Origin of the sequence: Natronocalculus amylovorans, from assembly GCF_023638035.1 — an archaeon.
Lineage (GTDB): Archaea > Halobacteriota > Halobacteria > Halobacteriales > Haloferacaceae > Natronocalculus > Natronocalculus amylovorans.
The window spans coordinates 86,379-102,025 of sequence record NZ_JAKRVX010000003.1; the positions used below are offsets into that span (position 1 = coordinate 86,379).

10 protein-coding genes and 1 pseudogene are annotated in these 15,647 nt (G+C 50.5%); 2 read left to right on the forward strand and 9 right to left on the reverse strand.

Annotated features, from left to right (window positions below; translation table 11 throughout):
- Nucleotides 1–26: 26 nt before the first annotated feature.
- Complete coding sequence (purD, locus tag AArcSt2_RS08515) at nt 27–1,307, reverse strand: phosphoribosylamine--glycine ligase (protein WP_250583914.1); 1,281 nt, start codon at nt 1,305–1,307, stop codon at nt 27–29.
- Nucleotides 1,308–1,367: 60 nt separating this feature from the next.
- The gene (locus tag AArcSt2_RS08520; protein WP_250583916.1) at nt 1,368–3,572 is read right to left on the reverse strand and encodes a hypothetical protein; all 2,205 of its coding nucleotides are present in this window, start codon (nt 3,570–3,572) and stop codon (nt 1,368–1,370) included.
- Nucleotides 3,573–3,659: 87 nt separating this feature from the next.
- On the opposite strand from AArcSt2_RS08520, the gene AArcSt2_RS08525 reads away from it, so the two are divergent.
- Together AArcSt2_RS08525 and AArcSt2_RS08530 are read left to right on the forward strand one after the other, a co-directional pair.
- Nucleotides 3,660–5,783 carry a thioredoxin domain-containing protein gene (locus AArcSt2_RS08525; RefSeq protein ID WP_250583918.1) on the forward strand — a complete coding sequence of 708 codons (2,124 nt, stop codon included), beginning with the start codon at nt 3,660–3,662 and terminating at the stop codon, nt 5,781–5,783.
- Between the two features lie 64 nt (nt 5,784–5,847).
- Entirely contained in the window at nt 5,848–7,083 is a 1,236-nt protein-coding gene (locus AArcSt2_RS08530) for an HAD family hydrolase (RefSeq protein WP_250583920.1), read from the forward strand.
- A 15-nt stretch (nt 7,084–7,098) separates the two neighbouring features.
- On the opposite strand, the gene AArcSt2_RS08535 is transcribed toward AArcSt2_RS08530, so the two are convergent.
- The 7 genes and pseudogenes from AArcSt2_RS08535 to AArcSt2_RS08565 all read right to left on the reverse strand — a co-directional run bounded on the left by AArcSt2_RS08535 (nt 7,099) and on the right by AArcSt2_RS08565 (nt 15,193).
- Complete coding sequence (locus tag AArcSt2_RS08535; RefSeq protein WP_250583922.1) at nt 7,099–8,265, reverse strand: DUF5305 domain-containing protein; 1,167 nt, start codon at nt 8,263–8,265, stop codon at nt 7,099–7,101.
- Nucleotides 8,266–8,301: 36 nt separating this feature from the next.
- Nucleotides 8,302–9,450, reverse strand: coding sequence for a signal peptidase I (locus AArcSt2_RS08540; protein ID WP_250583924.1), 1,149 nt, complete (start codon nt 9,448–9,450; stop codon nt 8,302–8,304).
- A gap of 76 nt (nt 9,451–9,526) precedes the next feature.
- Nucleotides 9,527–10,372 carry a hypothetical protein gene (locus tag AArcSt2_RS08545; RefSeq protein WP_250583926.1) on the reverse strand — a complete coding sequence of 282 codons (846 nt, stop codon included), beginning with the start codon at nt 10,370–10,372 and terminating at the stop codon, nt 9,527–9,529.
- Nucleotides 10,373–10,438: 66 nt separating this feature from the next.
- The gene (locus AArcSt2_RS08550; protein WP_250583929.1) at nt 10,439–11,974 is read right to left on the reverse strand and encodes a PGF-pre-PGF domain-containing protein; all 1,536 of its coding nucleotides are present in this window, start codon (nt 11,972–11,974) and stop codon (nt 10,439–10,441) included.
- 334 nt (nt 11,975–12,308) lie between these two features.
- Nucleotides 12,309–13,661, reverse strand: a complete 1,353-nt coding sequence (locus AArcSt2_RS08555; RefSeq protein WP_250583931.1) for a hypothetical protein — start codon at nt 13,659–13,661, stop codon at nt 12,309–12,311.
- Nucleotides 13,658–14,263 carry a hypothetical protein gene (locus AArcSt2_RS08560; RefSeq protein WP_250583933.1) on the reverse strand — a complete coding sequence of 202 codons (606 nt, stop codon included), beginning with the start codon at nt 14,261–14,263 and terminating at the stop codon, nt 13,658–13,660. Before AArcSt2_RS08560 ends, AArcSt2_RS08555 begins: the two co-directional genes overlap by 4 nt.
- Nucleotides 14,264–14,511: 248 nt before the next feature.
- Nucleotides 14,512–15,193: pseudogene (locus AArcSt2_RS08565) on the reverse strand (IS6 family transposase).
- Nucleotides 15,194–15,647 lie beyond the last annotated feature (454 nt).

Here is a 15,647-nt window from a genome sequence, read left to right on the forward strand (position 1 = left end):
ATAAAAACTTTCGCTGGTCTCGATCGTTATCGAAGTTCGTTCATGTGGTCAATTCGGGATTGAACCAACTCGGCAGTTCCAATGTCGTGTCTAATGCGAAGCCCATCACCGGCAGCAGCTACTGCAGATTCTGCAACCGCTTCGGCGCGTTTGATGCTGTCTCCGTGTCCGACGACGGCAAACGATCGAGACGTTGTCGTGTAGAGCCCATCTTCGCGCTGGTCAACACTCGCATAAAATAAGAGGGCATCGCCGACGCTCTCCTCATCTACCTCGATTCTTGCGCCTGCGTTTGGATCGTCCGGATAGCCTGCTGGAACGGCATATTTACACACTGTCGCAGCTCCTGAGACCGAAAGCTCCGGAAGCGACTCTCCATCTCTTGCTGCTGTGAGCACATCGATGAATGGTGTTTCGAGAATTGGAAGCGTGTTCATTGCCTCAGGATCACCAAACCGAGCGTTGTATTCGATAACCTTCGGTCCCTCGCTTGTCAGCATAAACTGTCCATAGAGGATTCCTTTGTAGTCCGAAAGCGCATCAACCGTTGCCTCGATCACTTCAACTGCTGCGTCATAATCCGCTTGACTCATGAAGGGGAGATATGGTGTTGTATCGCTGTATGATCCCATTCCACCAGTGTTTGGCCCCTCATCACCCTCATACGCCCGTTTGTGATCTTGAATTGCAGGTGTAACGCGAACATCACCGTTCGCAACAAACGCTTGAATCGTAAACTCCTCACCAATGAGCCGCTCTTCGAGCACGACGCGATCGTAGTTCGCTTCCTTCAGGTATGTTTTTGCCTCGGGTTTCGTCACCTGGTCACCGGTTACTTTCACACCTTTCCCACCGGTTAATCCAGCAGGCTTCACGGCGAGATCGCCATCATACTCGTCAATGTATGTACAGGCAGCATCCATGTCATCGAACGTCTCGAAGTCTGGACACCCCGGAATGTTCTGTTCAGCCATAAACCGGCGCTGAAACGCCTTATCAGTCTCAATCCGTGCATGCGCTGCGTCTGGACCAAATGCATAGATGCCGACCGAATCAAGCGCATCAACAACACCCGCTTGCAAACCTGACTCCGGGCCAACGATAGCTAACGTCGCATCGATCTCTTCGGCGTACTCCACAATGGAGTCCGTATCGGTCTCATCACAGACAGTGAATCCGTCGGCCAATTCGACGATACCCGGGTTTCTGTTGCTCGCACACGCATACAGCGTACAGTCCGGCGCTAGCGCACGTGCGATCGCATGCTCACGGCCACCGCCGCCAATAAGAAGTACGGTCTCGCTCATACATTGAGTGGTACTGCATAGAAGTGTAAATCTTACTCATGAAGGCCCAGAACATATACACTATTTTGTATAGATATCTTGTTTAGAGAGAACCGTCGCCACAACCACAATCCCAACCGAGAGTAGAATTCCGATCGTGAATATAATTGCGACAATTGAATCGTCCGTTTGCGTTCTCTCTGTTGTGGCTTCCTCATTGTCTGTTGTCGGTGCCGGATTCACAGTAAGGTCGCCCGCGACACCCTCGTCAACACCAATCGAAAATGTACCAGTTGCAGTGAACGGATACGAGTATTCGACCGATCGATCCTCATACGGTCCAAGCGAGACGTTCTCTGTCCGGAACTGAGCTCCGTTTACCGTAATGTGAATTGTCGTGTTGACCGTCTCTGCAACTGGATTTTGGAGCGAGGTCTCTACAGTGAATGCATCTCCTGATTCGATTTCCGGTGTTGTAAGCGAGACTGTATGTTGCTCAACGGGGACCTCAATACCTGCTGGAATCGTCACTGCAACGATCCCCGGTGACTCAAGGCGAACTTCGTAACCATCAGCAGTCTGTTCTGTTGGAAGGGGATCTCCTGTTCCATCTACCTGAATAAACTCTATATCAGTCTCCAGAACAGATAACTGGTCGATCAATTGATCATCAATCGATATAACCGCACGAATATCATCGGATTGCTCGGTTGACTCAATCGTCTGATAGCCCACTACCTGTCGCTGAGGGTCACTGTACTGTGTCTCTGGAATGCTGTGATCGATCGAAACCGTTGTCTCATCACCCGGACTCTCGCTTGTAATCGTTAGCTCCGAAGTGGATATCGGTGACACTGATTCGATCGGTTCTACATCAAACACAACTGGTTGGTTTGTCCGAAGGTTCCGGACTGATAGATCTATGCGCTGTGCTGCATCGTGTTGTTCTACTGTCGGCCCAGTTGCAGCGGCTTCATGACCGATCGAAGCCCGCTGTGTGGGGTATCGTTCACCAGGCGCAACGAGTTCGATCGTTCCATTAGCTGCTTCAACAGCCGATCGGTCATCATGGTCTACAATATGGACGTAGTGGTATGTCCCCGGATCCCACTCAGCATGTGTTTGGACAGCGATGGTTGAGTCACCCGCAACATCCGCTCGCGCGGTTAGTGATGCATCAAACGCATCGCTAGCAGTTGTTAGTGCTGCATTTCGAATGTGAGATGCTAAAATCCCAATCTCTGACCCATGTGCTTGCGACCCCGTTGTAAGTCGTGCACCATAGATTGTTGTCTCTGGATCCGCATCGATCGATCCACGGACGCGACCGGTTGTCGTCATACGAACGTCCCGTGGCGATCGAACCCCGAGGAACGGACGCGGATGTGGTTCATACGCAACCTCTGTGTTCTCGATCGTCGCTGGATTATATACCAACACTGTGTGTGAGACCGCATCCGAGTCGGTTTGTAATGTACTATCGAACGAGAGCTCATCACCGACTGTCGCCGCAAATGGTGCGTCAACGGTTGACTCACCGTCATGGACCGCAACAACATCGGCTCCCAAGATACGCACATCCTCAGTAACTGTCAATCGACCCGCCTCTGAGACGGCCACTGCCGCTGGATCATCGGTATCAACAACATAGAATGCGTAGATACCAGGGCCATCCTCATACCACCCTAAATTGTAGTAGAACCCTTCAAACCCATCTTCGTCGATCGATCGTGCCGATCGGTCATCAGCGGTGTGGAACACGTGTCTGAATGTTGCCCTGTTGTTTCGATCCGCAGCGGTGAGGAGCTCACCCGCGCGTTGTGGTGAAACCTCACCGACGCCCTGTACTGCACGATCTGTCGGTGAATGTAGCCGCGCTGCAATGAGAGAGACGTTTTCGCCGGCAAACTGTGTGGTATCGATATCGCCTGTTGAATTAAAATCAAGCCGTACCCGTGCATCGTCTGCAAACACAAACGCCCCCGGATTATTCACCGAACCTGAAAAATCGCTTTGATATATTGAGACATCCCGATCGATCGTTTCGGAAATGACGGTCCCATTTGCATCAACTGCGGTGTCTGGCTGCTTTGTGTGCAGCGCAAATCCGGCACCGTCCCAAATTTCGACATTATTCCCTGCGGCTGTAAACTCGGACGATGTATGATGAGTGTTTGCTGCAGCTGGTGTAACGAAGCTACAACAGAGAAAGATAACACAGACAATGACTGTTGTTTGTTGCGCTCGATTCCGTGTTGTGCCCGTATTGCCTCGCCTTGCTAACACAGTAGAGGACTGTATTCAAGCTATATTGTAACGCGTATAATACGGCAGGTAAGAAACGCCTTTTCCGCCAGCGTCCAAATATAAGGTATGACCAACCCCACGTCGACAAACCGCCTTGCTGATGCAGGGAGCCCGTACCTTCGCCAGCATGCCGATAATCCGGTCAATTGGCAACCATGGGACGATAACGCGCTTGCAGCCGCCACCGAGCGAGATGTTCCGATATTTCTCTCGATCGGATATTCCGCATGTCATTGGTGTCATGTTATGGCTGATGAGAGCTTTTCGGACGACGACGTTGCAGACAAACTGAACAACTCTTTCGTACCGATCAAAGTCGATCGTGAGGAACGACCCGATCTCGATCGAATCTATCAAACGATCTGTCAACTCGTCAGCGGTGGCGGCGGATGGCCGTTGTCTGTCTGGCTCACACCGGACGGAAAGCCATTCTATGTTGGAACATATTTCCCAAAGCACTCACGACACAACCGGCCCGGATTCATACAGCTACTCGAGGATATCGCCGCATCATGGAGCGATCCCGAACAGCGCCAAGAGATGGAATCACGTGCTGAGCAGTGGACTGGCGCAATTGCCAACCAACTCGAGCAGACACCCGACGTCCCTGAATCGGTCTCCCAAGACCCGCCCGGTGAGGAGCTGTTGTCCGAGGCCGTTCGTGCAGCACTCCGTGGGGCCGACAGAGAGCATGGCGGCTTTGGTGTCGACGGACCAAAATTCCCACAAGCACGCCGGCTCGAACTCCTGCTTACCGCGGCAACCACCGGGAGCGACGACGCACTTTCGGTTGTAACCGAGTCGCTTGATGCAATGGCTGGAGGCGGTCTTTACGATCATGTTGGTGGCGGATTCCATCGCTACACTGTCGATCGTGAGTGGAGCGTCCCGCACTTTGAAAAAATGCTGTATGATAACGCTGAACTCTCTCGCGTTTTTATCCAAGCGTATCAGTACACTGGAATCCAGTGGTATGCGGATGTTGTTGATGAGACGCTCTCGTTTGTTAGCCGCGAGCTCCAAGCAGACACTGGGGCGTTCTTTAGTACGCTCGATGCACAAAGCGAGGGTGAAGAAGGAACGTTCTACGTGTGGACTCCTGAACAAGTCCATGACGTAGTAGATCAGGAGACGGCATCGCTCATCTGCGATCGGTTCGGGATCACTGACGGCGGCAATTTCGAAAATAAGACGACGGTACTAAATATCAACAAATCGATCGAGAGCCTCGCCGAGGACCACAAGTCAGATGCAGAAACTGTCGAATCCACCCTTGCTGAAGGAATCTCAGCACTGTTTGAAGCCCGTAGCGATCGAGTCCGACCGGCACGAGACGAAAAAGTGCTTGCAAGTTGGAACGGACTGATGATTGGTGCATACGCACGCGCGTCCTCAGTTCTTGATGAGTCGTATGAGGAGACCGCGACGCAAGCACTCACTGCTGTCAGAGAATCACTCTACAATGCAGACACCAACAGACTACACCGACGTGTCATCGATGGCAACGTTGCCGGAGTTGGCTACCTTGACGATTATACCTTCTTAGCGCAGGGTGCTTTTGAGCTGTATCAAGCAACCGGACGGATCACGCCGCTTGCATTCGCGCTCAGACTTACCGATGCCATCGTTTCGGAGTTCTACGATCCGGATGCAGGGACGATCTACTTTACCCCACAAAGCGGTGAGGCGCTGGTCGCTCGGCCACAGGAGTTCTACGACCAATCAACGCCATCAAGTCTCGGCGTTGCAACACGATTGCTCCTCCAACTTGATGGGTTTAGAACGGATACCACATTCCGAGATATCGCCGGAACGGTCCTCGAAACACACACAAATCGGATCACATCGAGCCCGCTTGAACATGTTTCGCTCACGCTTGCGGCGATCGAACACGCCCGTGGTACAACAGAGCTGACAATCGCCGCAGATGAGATTCCACAGCCGTGGAAAGAGACACTCGCCGATCGGTTTATTCCGGGTGTCATCTATGCTCCTCGACCACCGACTGATGAGTCACTTGCGCCATGGCTATACGCAATTGGAGCAGAGAGTGTGCCACCGATCTGGGCAAACCGATCGGCAGTCGACGAGCAACCAACGGTTTACGCGTGTCAGTCCTACACCTGCTCACCGCCGAAAACAGATCTCTCTGCGGCACTGGGCTGGCTCACGAGAGATGAAGACCAATAAATCGCTACGCGTGTGACTGCTGTACTCCCGTTTGCTTATCGCCCTTCAGCATCTGGACTCAAATATGGAGACGCAGCAGTACGATCAACTCTATCAATTATATACGGAGTTCGATACCCAACCCCTCCGCGAGTATCAGGATTTTGTCGATCTCTTTCCTCCGCTTGACTCCCGTGTTGCACTCACACATTGGCAAGAGGCAAGCAATGAGCTCGAGCGCAAAAAAACCGATATTGCGGAGATGTTCACCGATGGAGAGACGCTTGCAGAGATTGCCGCTCGTGCCGATCGGGACGCCGCGTTCACTGCAATTGACTTATATAATAAATATGGACGCTCAGTGAATGCCCTCATCCTTGATGTTGATGAGACGCTTCGATCCGCTGGCGGGACTGATAACGAAATCCCACGTGAGACACTCCATGTGCTGACAGAGTTTCATGACGCTGGCATGCCAATCATCATTTGTACGGGCCAAACGCTCGAGAACGTCAAAGGGTTCATGATCCAAGGCCTCGGCAATGAAATCGTCCACTCTGGTAATCTAAGCATCGTTTATGAGGCCGGTACTGGTGTCTTTACGCCCGGACACGGCTCTGACACAAAACAGCTATTATACGAGTCGCTCGATCCCGCCGTCCGAGATGTATTTGATGAGATTCGAGGACGTGTCCTCCCTGATGCACCATCCTCACTTCGTCGAGGCTGTCACTTGCAGGGCAATGAATTCAATGTTACGCTCAAGCCAAACTTCGAAACGGGAAGCGATCGTGCAGAGGCAGTCATCGATGAGGGGCTACTCTACCTGCTTGATCTGCTTGCAGATGCGGTCTGCGACGCACCAGAGCGCCATGAATGGGCACGATCGTACTATGCTGCGGTCGATCCAGAAATAAAGAGCGTCCTTGAGTCCAAAGAATGCCTTCCAACTGTTGCAATCACGGAGATTCCTGATGCAGTCATTTCGCTTTTCGATCGGATTGACGTTGCCTACTACCATGCAGATGCTGCAGAGATTAGCTCGCGCGAACTCAACAAGGTTGCTGGCGTTGAGGCTGCACTCTCCGTGTTGGGAATTACGGATCCGTTTGTCACTGTGATGGGTGACAGCAAATCTGATTTGCGGGTGATGCAGTGGGCCTCCGAACAAAATACCGGACTGGCCGCAGCCCCTTCACACGCATCCGAAGGTGTCTTATCACATGTACGTGAGACGGATGAGTTGGTGTTCGATCGAGGCAAATCAGCGGACATGCTCCGTATAATATATGTACTGAACCTGCTTGCAGCAATTCAGTAACCGCTTGTCCGTCGGTTACTCGTCGGTGTCTTTGGGCAGTGTTTCGTTGTCGTCAGTGTCTTCTGTCGGCGGTGATCGATCTGCTGTCTCGGCCGCCTCTTCGTCCCATTCAAATGCGGTCGATGCTGGCTCTGTTGGTGGGGTAAATCGGTAGACAAGGTCGTCACCTAGTACATAGCAGACGTGCGTCTCAGGATCTTCTGTGACTGCTGCATCCGCATCAATTGCAAAATCAACCAGATCTGCGAGCGTTTGAGCGGTTGCATACGGCCGATCGTGAACCTGTGCCGGAAGTGAGACTGTTGTGATCCACTCATCGAAATTAGTACGGTTCTGTTTGTATGTGAGCCAGTCACGCTCCGCATCTGTGAGTGTAAATAGCTCATTTTGGCGACCAACGAGTAACCCAGCGACGCCGACGAGACCAGCCAGCACGAACAACGGCCCACCGTACTGTCCGAGCGGCCCTGGTTCTACAGTTCGTGTAACTGTCGTTGTCTCGTCAAACGATTCAGAAATTGTTCCAGGGTCATCAACGGTGTACGTGTTTCCGCCTAAATCAAGCTCCATCCGATGATCGCGTGTCAGAGTGACCGACTCCCCGTTGATTGTTCCCTCGATCGTAGACTCTGCCTCAACGAACACCTCAACTGATCCGGGGTCAGAACCTAACTCATTTGAAATGTTGTTGAGGCGATCTTCGAGCGCTTCTGTCTCAATTTCGAACGCAAGCTCTGTGTGCTCACCTGCTTGCAGGTCATCTGCTGTGTGATTGTCGAGCGGTTCCTCTTCGCTCCAATAGACCACATTGCTATCATCGTCGACCGATCGATAGATGAGCGTTGCTTCTTCTGTGACCGTGACTCCGTCGGACTCACCACTGTATGTTGTGCCATAGTTCACATCAAGCACTGGCGCAAGGGTTCCGAAATAGATGTTCCGGTCCTCGAGGACGGTTCCAGTTGCGAAAACCGAGTTTGGCTCGGTTACGATTGCACTATGTTCAAATTCGTGTTCCAGACTCCATGTAGAAACGGTCTGTTGTTCGGTAACCGTTTCTGGAGAAACATAGGCACCGTAGGCGAGCCATCCACCAAGAAGGATGCAGAGTACACATCCGATAATTATGAGTGTCTGTTGTTCGCCAATCGTCTTTCGTAGCTGCAAGTTCGTGCGTGTCATTCGTTATTATTTCAGTCGTTTCGATTGTTAGATTCGTTATTCAAAGAGTCGCGATACAAACGAACTGCTTGGCCTGTCTCGCGATCGGATTCTGACCCGATCAGTTCCAATAACCACACGTCCAATGAGATAGATACCGCCGCCCAACAGGCCATTAATCACTCCGAGTGGTACCCATGGATGAATCCCATGGAGGTCTGCAATAAGGGATGGCGGTAGAATTGCCAAATATCGGTGTTCTGTCAGGAAATATCGATAATACCCTGTCTCCGGCGGTGCGGTGATAGAGACTGTCGCATTCAGTGATGACTGGCCTTCAAGATAGAGCTCATCTGGAGCCGCTTCAATTCCATCTGTTTCTGATTCTAAAAAGACAACTGTTGGTACAAGCCCACCGTTTGGAACAATGTACGTGAGATTCTCAGTCGTTCCCTGTTGAATAACCGTTGGATTCTCGGATGCAGACTGTGAGCTAACAACTCCAAACTGTTCGGTTCCTGCGGGAACAACCATTGCGGCGGTTGCAGATATCATAAGCACCGCTGCAAGAACAACAAGGATAAGGGTCGTGTCAGTTCCGTTTTCTCGAGTTCGTGACCGACCACGTTCTCTGGATTTCCCACCTTCTCGCATCGTTTCAAAAATATATGCGAGAACTGAGAGCCCAAATAGGAGATATGCAAGCCCCTGCGTCCCTTGTAATGACTGAAACCCAAACAGCATTGCAGCCTGTTGTTGCACGGTTTCGATTGCGTCTTGTAACCCCATCACGACGGTACCGAGATGGGGAACGACGATGACAGTGCTGCCAACCGTGCCTGCTTTGGCTACGATTTGTGCTTCTTGTACATGTGGTTCACCGCCATCTTGATCAGTAAACGGATTTGCATCACCACGGGTTACATACCCCTGTTCGGTTTCACCAACAATTCGGTGCGTTGTGAGTCCGCCTCCTTGGATCTCTTCTGCCTCAAATGTGATTACATCACCTTCACTGTACTCTGTCACCAATGCAGATGGGACCGCAACGAATCCATCACCTGGATCCATCGTAGGTGCCATACTTCCGGTGAAGACGTAGCTCAACAAAATTGGCTGGCCAAGGAGTTGTCCCAAAAACAGTGCGAGCACTATCACTACAATGAGTGCTTCAATGCCCAACTTTGCGTACTGTTTTGTACTCACAACGTCCTCCGTATCATCTAATGGTCAGGCAGGGATGAATATAAACTTCAGTGATAGATACACTCATACTCGTTGACTAGTCCACATGCAACAGCTGCTCAAACACATATGCCGAGATGAACGCAAGACAGAACCCCAACAGGTGAACGTAGAGATTAATAATTGCATCACCACCCTGTGAAACGCCAGGGAATGCAACAAACGGATAGAACACAAACAGTGCAAACGAAAAGGCCGCAACATCGATCGCGGGCGATTGTGACAGTAGCCATCGAACCGAACGCATGGTTGGTACGCTAGTATGGCTGATCATCGATCGAATGTAGTAGCTGCTAATCGCAACACAAAGGGCCATCGTCCCGAGCGTTACCGCTGACGGTGGCACTGCAATAAACGCAACAATGCCCATCGCAATAAAGAATAAAATCGGTGCATTCCGGATCTGGAGGTCGCTGTTGATCTGCTCAATAACAAAGATTGCAAGCGACATCGCAAGCAAGCCATAGAGTGCCATATTTATCCCGGAGAAGCCATATCCGATCGCATCACGAGGCAGTGCAAGATTGAGTGCTGATAAGACAAATGGGAACACGAAAATGAATGTAATAAGACAGACATAGAAGAACTGCCGCCGCCCAGAGAGCACACAAAGGACATATGAAACAGATGCCAACAGGAGATAGCCAATAAGATTGGATGCGATGTGTGCAGTCGTAATATGAATGAAATGGTTTGAGAAGGCGGTTACAATTTCGGGCTCTAGGTAGTAGAACGTGTATGCGCGCTTGAGTTCTTCTGGCTGGTGATATATGATAAATAAGACTACAGGAACTGCAAGCAGTACTGCAAAATCGAGTATGCTATTCCGAGACAGAAGCTCGTGTCGAACAGAAATATCAGATGAGTGTGTTGTCTCGGACATTATCCTGTTCAAACCGCTCAAAAGTATTAGCCGTAGTGATTTACAAACACCCGACGAATCGAGGTATTATTTGTAGGCTTTTCGTCCAAGGATAATTGTGGTCCCGATCAAAGAGAGCAGGAGGACGAGTCCAAGCCCCTCGAACAGTCCAAATCCACCTGCTTCCTCTGCCGGCTCTGCAGGTTCTTCGTCAGACTCTGCTGGTGGTTCGTCCACGGTAAACACACTGACGACAACATCATCGAAGTAGACGACATGAATACCTGACTCAACCGCGGTGAGTTCGATCGATGCTGGAACTGTTTCGTTTGCATCAACTGAGACGGTTTCTGTCGCAAGCGGTTCGCCATCTGTTCGGACCTCGAATGCTCCCGAACCAACTGCGGTGCCAAGATTCGTAATCTCCGCATTCACCGTCACATCATCTCCTGCAGTTACCGTTCCCACATCATCGACAGCGACATCAAACACCGGGACACGGGTTGCGACCGCGTAGATATCGAACCGGGATGTGTTCGCAGTGAAGCGCTCTCTCGTTTCATCTGATGCGGTGGCTGTTGTTTGCACTTCAGTCCACGATCCAAACTGATAGAGGGTAACCTGATCCGCGGTTACGTTTGTATCGTTTAGATACGTTTGTGCAACGCTGAAGTTCATTTCGACAGGGATTTCATCGGTCTCAAACGGATGCTCAACACCAACGTACCCGACTGGTGTAGCGCCGGTTTCTTCCACTGTGAGCTCACGATCGTCAATCGGGTTCTCATCGCCAGTCAAGATGAGCTCATACCCGGTCTCGTTGCTATCGACTGGTGAATCAAATGCAATCTCATCGAGTGTGACGTTGCCGAGCTCCATGCTGTCAAGCGGGACCGTGACTCGCTCGCCGGTTGTTGCGTTTCGAACCGCGATCGTTCGAGTGTTGTTCTCGCTTGTGTCAACCGAGACGTTGTACGCTGTCTCTGTTTCAGAGTCAGTTTCGTTTGCCTCATCCGCATCTGCATCTTCATCGTCGTCATCGCTACTGGCTTGTGGCCCACCTGTTGCTCCACCAGCATCGTCATCTGCAGTCTCGATTGGACTTTCCGGAATTGTTGCGCTAATGATGATGCTGTCGAGATCGAGTAGACCGACCGCTGCGGTATCCTCCCGTGTATCGATTCGCATATCGATCGGGACCACCTCGCCTTCAGTGAGTGTCACATTCGTCTCTTCGGACATGATCGACTCGCCATCAACCATGAAACTCACTGCAGCAGTCTCCTGTGCGAGTTCGATCCAGACATGTGCGGCGTCGTCGCCGTCATATTCAAGATAGAACACCTCTGAGAGATAGGTTACCCCGTTTTCATTGACGCCGTCTCCTTCAACGTATGGGTTGCCGTCGCTGAGGTCGATGACGAACTCACCGTTTTGGTCGTAGTATGAGTAGTTCCCGTGCTCGCCCTCGCCAGGGAATGCGGTCACAAAGTTATCGCCACCTTGCTCATCGGAAAAGAGCTGGTCACCTGGCCCAAGTGGGACCGCTCCAGTGGCAACGGCGAGCGTTAACCCGCTGACGATCGCCGCTACAAGTGCGACTCGCCGAATCATCGTACTCATTAGGTGCCACCAATGCGGTCCGATCGCCTCGAACCGTCGCCGTTTGTTGTTTGTCCGCAAACAGATCCTATGTGTATCATATATTTTTCGCGTCTGCGATCGACAGCTGACTCGATATCCCGATTCTGTTTCCAGTCCAGCGTACAGCCCATGCCCAGCTGGATTCTAAATCGCTCTTTGTCGTATTTGTCAGTACGGTCGATCGTGCTTGCTACCTGCGTAGACGTACTAGTATGGTATGGTATTGAGGGGTCTGTAGGGGTTCAGGGTATGTCTGAACACTCAATTTACGTGATTAAAATACACATCCGCCACAAAATGTCGTTGAATTGTATTATTCGGTTGGTGGAGCGTCAATCACTTCATCGATATCTGTCATAGGAGGAATTCCGTTCGCAAGATCTGTGAATTTCAAGGTACCATCACCACCCTCGACCTTTCCGAGCGGCTGGGTAGTTATGTTTCCACCATCGATTGTTATTTCATAGAACTCACCGTCTCCCGCATCATGGCCATACAAAGTTTGGTCACCTTCTTCGCCAGAGAAGCCAAGTTGTAAGTTCCCTGCGCCGTCTCCATAGTCATCTTTAAATTCTCCATCACTAGATTCTAAGTTTAAACTAAAGAAGTCGCCTTCTGTCGTGCTTGCATAAAGCATACCCTCGCTATCTATTGCAATATCTCCAAATGTGTAACTGTCTCCATCATTGAATTCTTCAAATTCATCGATTTTTGTGTTTTCATCGACTGTTCCATCGATATTGAAGCCAACTTTATAAACCGTATCATCATGATTTGGAATGTAATAGTATTCATCTTCGTACCAAGATGAACCAACGACACGGTCCCCGTTTAATCTTTTTCCATCAGAATTAGCCGGCTTATTATCACTATCTTTATTAAAGAACCATAATTTGCTTCGGCCATCATTACTGTCATCGACAGTGTAATACATCCGTTTGTTTCCTGCATCATACGACACCGCGTTTGGTGTCGTATCCACTTCGTCATTCCCTTCTAACTCGCCTAACGACGTAGCAGTAATGCCGGGGTTATCCGAAATTTCGATTTTATATAACTCATCATCAAAACCGGTTCCGTACACGTGTTTTGTATCTGGCTGTTCAGGCTCTTCATCAACGGAACAGGAGCCTGCCTCCGCACTGAACGTGATTCCGTTTACCAACTCCGATCCTGCGCTATACTCAGTTGTGTCAATCCGGATTGTCACGGACGATTCGTTCTGTGCTGCATCTTCGCCCGCCGAGAGCGACTCCATCTCAAATGGGCCATCAGTGAGGAGATTCGGCTCGTTGTCAAAATCAGTTAGTGTGAACTGCAGGACGTCATCAATATCATCTTCACTCAGATCGTCCCCAGTAGAGACTGAAACACTCAAACAGATGTGTTGTGTCCCCAAGTTCTGGATTTCAAAGGCGTTTTCGATCGTCGTAATCGCGTTTGCGTTTACTTTATCCAGCTCGATCTGGATCTCATTCTCGTCATTCTGATACACTATATCAGTCGAACTGTTTTTCGCATCCAAGCGAAGGTAGGCAGTTGAGTCCTCTGCAACGTTGATGGTGGCTGTTCTTTCGGCGGTGACGCTTGAAAATGCGCCTGTTCCGAGTGCGGACCCAAGACCGATCGTTGCACCGCTGAGAAGAATCAGCTGTCGTCGCTTCATTGTTCCGCCTCGCTATGTTCATCTGCACTGGCAGTTATGTCGAACGCTAGCTCGAAGTTATCCTCCGCAACATCAAAACTCTCTGTAAAGACGATCGAGACATACATCGTGTCTCCTGTTGCAAGGTCGGTCCACGCCTCTTCTGCGCCGAGGTCGCCGATCGAACCGTTGTAATCTTCGCGTTCGCCGTCAACGTCGCCTTCGTTGGCGTAGGCTGGAAGTTTAACGCCCTCGTTAGTGAGGCTCTCTGGTGCAGTTATTTTGACGCCGACATCTTGGGTGCCGTTGTTGGTAATAGAGAACGCATCTTCAAACGAGGTGAATGCGTTCGGGTTGAGACCCTTGCCGAACTGGTCGAATGTTTCATCGTCACCGTCTCCACCGGCGAAATCAAACTCGATGATATCGTCGCTATTGAATGCGACGTAGTTGTCCGTGTGTGGGTCGAGTGGCTCCAATGCAAGGAATGCGTCTGCATCGCCGACAACACTGACTGTCACCCCCCGTTCTGCCGTTACGCTTGAGAATGCACCGGTGCCGATCAGGCCAGCTCCGCTAGCCGTCGCCGCACCGATACCGATAATAAATGTTCGTCGTTGCATAATGTGGGACGCGACTGGGTACCGATCTCCGATCTGGAGATTCAACATCGATCGCGCTCTGTATACACACATACACTATGGTGGTATGGTATTCAGGTGCCAGAAGGGTCTTCAGGGTGTGCTTGAATGTGATTACCGTAGTGGACACCATTATACTCGGACATTTTATTTTCAACACCGATCAAAATGTATGAATTCTTATTAAATAATATATCATGAGACAAAACTTATTCTTGATGCGGCACTGTCTAGTTAAGAACCTCCTCAGCTGGCGTTCGATTATCTAGCGATTGATGCGGTCGTTGATGGTTATAATAGTGTACGAACTGTTCAATCCATTGGCGAACGCTTCTCCGACTGCCCACCCATGAGTGGATAGAAGCGGTCGATACGTTGTTTGAGTGTCTGAAACCATTTTTCAATGAGGTTTCTGTCGGTATAGTTTCGGTGACCGCGTAATCCTAATCGAGCAAGGGCAGTCTGATAGCCGAAGCCGTCGACGAGAAACACGGTCTCGGAGAGATCGTGTTTCTCGGCAAGGCGGTGAAGGAACGCAGCCGCTGGATCAGTGTCATGGCGTCCAAACAGCTCGGCGTCAAGAATCAATTTTGACTCAAGGTCTATTGCAGCGTACAACCAACACAGCTCGCCGTTAATTTTGACAGCGGTCTCGTCAACCGCGACCCGCTTCGGCTTCGCCTCAGGCGGGTCGGGAACGCTGTTAGAAACTTGATGTACCCACTGCCAAATAGCTTGATGAGAGCGTTCTACGCCGAATAATCGAATAATTTCTTGTGTTTCTCTGAGAGAACAACCGGTTGCGTGGAGGCGGACGGCAAACGCCCTGACGGGCGTGGCCGTCCGTTCACGCTCCCAACATTCAAGATTCGCCGTGTCTAACGTTTCTTTGAGCAGATCTTGGTTGAGCATTGAACACCTAAACCATTGATCTGCTCGCTTCTCAAACTGGCTTATCTAGACAGTACCCTTGATGCTGAATTGTTTGGACGCCATGGCACTCATCTGGCAGTTGTATTTCTTCATTGCCTCGCCGAGGAACATTTTCCCTCAGAGATTGTGTTTCTCGCCGAAGGTATCGGCGTACCAGACTGACCTTTTTCCGTTAAGGTTGCGCGGTCGGTGCAACAATACTAACAGAAATCTCATTGAAAGTGTTTTCAAACACTCAAACAACCCATCGGCCGCTTCAATAACTTGTGGGTGAGAAGTAATAAAACCCTTCGCCAATTGGTTGAACAGTTTGATGATTATTATAACCGTCAACCACCGTATTAATCGATGGACAACCAAATACCAGCTGAGTTGGTTCTTAACGAGACCACGCCATACGAACTATTATATCAAATTTGATGAATGTAAAATG

Coding starts and splice junctions, on each gene's coding strand:
- AArcSt2_RS08555 (WP_250583931.1), bottom strand. CDS start 13,661: ATGAAGCGACGACAGCTGATTCTTCTCAGCGGTGCAACGATCGGTCTT.
- AArcSt2_RS08530 (WP_250583920.1), top strand. CDS start 5,848: ATGGAGACGCAGCAGTACGATCAACTCTATCAATTATATACGGAGTTC.
- AArcSt2_RS08545 (WP_250583926.1), bottom strand. CDS start 10,372: ATGTCCGAGACAACACACTCATCTGATATTTCTGTTCGACACGAGCTT.
- AArcSt2_RS08560 (WP_250583933.1), bottom strand. CDS start 14,263: ATGCAACGACGAACATTTATTATCGGTATCGGTGCGGCGACGGCTAGC.
- purD (WP_250583914.1), bottom strand. CDS start 1,307: ATGAGCGAGACCGTACTTCTTATTGGCGGCGGTGGCCGTGAGCATGCG.
- AArcSt2_RS08550 (WP_250583929.1), bottom strand. CDS start 11,974: ATGAGTACGATGATTCGGCGAGTCGCACTTGTAGCGGCGATCGTCAGC.
- AArcSt2_RS08535 (WP_250583922.1), bottom strand. CDS start 8,265: ATGACACGCACGAACTTGCAGCTACGAAAGACGATTGGCGAACAACAG.
- AArcSt2_RS08525 (WP_250583918.1), top strand. CDS start 3,660: ATGACCAACCCCACGTCGACAAACCGCCTTGCTGATGCAGGGAGCCCG.